This is a genomic window from Nostoc sp. CCY 9925, from assembly GCF_963920935.1.
Classification (GTDB): domain Bacteria; phylum Cyanobacteriota; class Cyanobacteriia; order Cyanobacteriales; family Nostocaceae; genus Nostoc.
In genome coordinates this window covers 1-3,027 of sequence record NZ_CAWUDO010000237.1, presented here as the reverse complement: position 1 = coordinate 3,027, position 3,027 = coordinate 1, and the positions used below count along the sequence as shown (strand labels likewise).

Genomic DNA, 3,027 nt, shown 5'->3' with positions numbered 1-3,027 from the left:
GCACCAATATTGAGTCAATCATTGCTCTGAGTTTGAAAACATTTTTTAATGATGACGAAATTAAATTGCGGTACAAGTTAGCAATACAAAAAGGGTTTGGAACTAAAGAATGGGAGGAAACTCCGACACTCAAAGACTTTTATAATTTTTGTTCTCCAGCTTTCATACAATTAGATTCTATAGCTAGTAATAGTCAAGAAATTTCTGAAGCCTTACAGCAAATAAGACTGAGAATAAACTATTGGTTGAGTACTAGGGTAGGACAATCAATCTCACGTCCATCCAGCTTTAGAACTAATGCCAAATTGTTAGTATTCGCTTTACGTAATTTATCGAGTGAAGCTGATGCTGCCATACTCGCTCTTAGTGCCTATGCTGCTGCTTTACGTCGTGCATTATCATCAAAAGCTTCGATATTCTTCCTGGATGAAGCACCAATCTTATTTCAATTCGATGCGATCGCCCAGTTGATTGGGCGATTGTGTGCCAATGGTGCGAAGTCTGGTATCCGCGTCATCATCTCGGCTCAAGAACCAGAGACTATATATCAGAGCAAAGCTGCACAGAAGATATTTGCCAATATCACCACACGTTTAGTAGGCAGGATTCAATCATCAGCCCTTGATCCGTTCATTGTTCGCTTTAAATATCCTAGCGAAATCATCTGTGTCAATAGTACGGAAGCTTTTTATCCAAAAAAGGAGGGGATTTACTCTCAGTGGCTGCTTGATGATAATGGCAAGCTTACTTTCTGCCGCTATTATCCCGCCTACTGTTTATTAGCCTCAGTTGCTAATAATCCCAACGAGCAGGAATTACGCAGTTTGTTTCTCAAACACTATCAAGATAATCCTCTGCTTGGTTTAGTCAAATTTAGTGAGGATTACATCAAAATGATTCGGACACAAGAGTTGTCAGACTTGGCTAAACATTTGATTTCCCGCTCAAAAATCAAACAGGTTGCTTAATATGAAACCGATCGTGAAGAAATTGACTATTGGTGCGATAGCTGCTGCTACTTTTGGCAGTTTATTTATTGCTGCACCTAGCTATGGCATCAGCATTAACGATTTTTTTAGTTCTATGGTTTTGGATCTTCAAAGTGAAGTTGGTGAAATTCAAGCCTGGGCGAAGGAAGAAATTAACAGCGGCTGGGCAGACATCAAAGAAAACGCTACTGCTGCAATTGATAGTTCTATCGGGCAATTGGGTGCGCCTGACCCGATTGCTTCGGCCGATCAATTGAAGGGTTCACTTAAGGATGATTATTCTTATCCTGTCGCCCAAGAAAAAGCACAGAAGCTCTCACGCGACCTAGTTTTGGCTTCTGTCGCTAGCGTGGTCAGCGAAAAAGGACAGCAGCAAACTCAAGAAAAAATTGATACTACTGCACAAATCGCTAAGCTTGCAAAAGATATTTCTGATGAAGCTCAGAACATGGATGCCTCTCAAAACGTTCTCAAAGCGATCGCTGCTCAGAACGGCTTAATTGTGTCAATGTTGGCACAGCAGCGTACTGATTCTTTATCAGCCCGACAGGACAATGCCTACTCTAACCTGATGCTGACGCAAGTGGCAGATCATCTTGACTCCCAACGGAAAAAGGAGAACTCTGAAGAAGATGGCAGATTGTCTCTACTACATGAAGTCGTACTTAATGCACGGCTAGATCCTACTTCTGCTGACTGATTAGGCACTTGCCAAGAATAAATCAGCCCAGCCGTATCAATAATATTTTTGGCTAAACCGAGATATCTAGGCGCTTTCGCCTTGAGGGCGAAAGCGACGGCTGGGCTAATTTATTTATTGGATCTCCCTTAAAAGCGTATAGAAACGAATTACAAGAGCTTTTTCCTCCTATACAAACAATCAAGTAGCGTTCAAATATCTTTCAAAATTACTGTATTGAGCAAGGATTCAAATCATGTTTTTACTAGCGCAATTAGATGGTGGCGATTTAGCTGATTTAGCAAAAGAAAATGCAGCTTCAATAGCGCAAGGATTTGATGAGCTTTGGAACGAAACTATTACAGGTGGTGTTTATTCAGCAATTTGTACAGTCGGAGCTTTATTCGCTATAGCAACACTAACTTTCTTCGTCGTTGAATGGACAAAAAAAATGATGGCTCTTGAAGAACAAAGAGCTTATACTGATTTTATTTGGCCGTTAATAGTAATTCTTTTGCTCAGTAATAAGGGGGATGTACTAGGAAAGTCAACTTTGGGGATTAGAAACTATATTAATAATGTAAATAATATAGTTCTTAGCGAAGCGGCGGCAGGAATCGATCTCAAGCAAGCGTATGAAAGTGCATTGGGAACTGAAGCAGCACGTAGCGCTATTGGTATTGCTGTAAATAAATGTAGAAATTCATCTTTAAGTCAACAAGAAGAAATCAACTGTTTGAATCAAGCTAAAGAAGATTTAACCAAAAAATATCCAGATAAATTTAACAAAAATAATGGAGTTTTTTCTTGGTTTATAGATGCGGTTGATGGCGCTATCGATGCTTTTAATGATGTGAAAGATGGTCAAGCAAATGGAATTGATTTAATTTTATCTCCTATTAATGCTTTTGTTGGGTCTGCTGTTACTGACATAGTTACGATAATTTTAGTCGGAATGAATGGGGCTTATCAATGGGGAATTGAACTGACTATGCTCGTAACAGCACTGCTAGGGCCTATAGCTGTTGGTGGTTCTCTGCTACCTTACGGAGCTAAATCAATTTACAGTTGGTTAGTAGGATATTTCAGTGTAGGTTTTGGCAAGCTCTGCTTCAATATCATTGTTGGTTTTGCCGGGCAATTAGTCGCTGATTCTAAATCTTATCAGCCAATGTTCTTCCTATTTACAATTGGTATAATTGCGCCATTCTTAGCTACAGGTTTAGCGGCTGGTGGTGGCATTTCTGTTTTAGTTCAAATTAATAAAGCTACTGAAACTTACAGTGGGATTGCCATTGAGATTGCTAAAGGTGGTAGTTTAGTCGGGAAATTAGCTAAATAAAACCTATGCTGAATCAA

General features: G+C 39.6%; 2 protein-coding genes and 1 pseudogene. All 3 read left to right on the top strand.

Annotation, left to right across the window (positions count from 1 at the left end):
- Positions 1 to 968 (top strand): annotated as a pseudogene (locus ACM0OY_RS39920) (hypothetical protein); the annotation flags it as partial.
- 1 nt (position 969) lies between these two features.
- Complete coding sequence (locus ACM0OY_RS39915; protein WP_414574216.1) at positions 970 to 1,689, top strand: hypothetical protein; 720 nt, start codon at positions 970 to 972, stop codon at positions 1,687 to 1,689.
- A 235-nt stretch (positions 1,690 to 1,924) separates the two neighbouring features.
- Positions 1,925 to 3,010, top strand: a complete 1,086-nt coding sequence (locus ACM0OY_RS39910) for a hypothetical protein (protein WP_414574222.1) — start codon at positions 1,925 to 1,927, stop codon at positions 3,008 to 3,010.
- Positions 3,011 to 3,027: the final 17 nt, after the last annotated feature.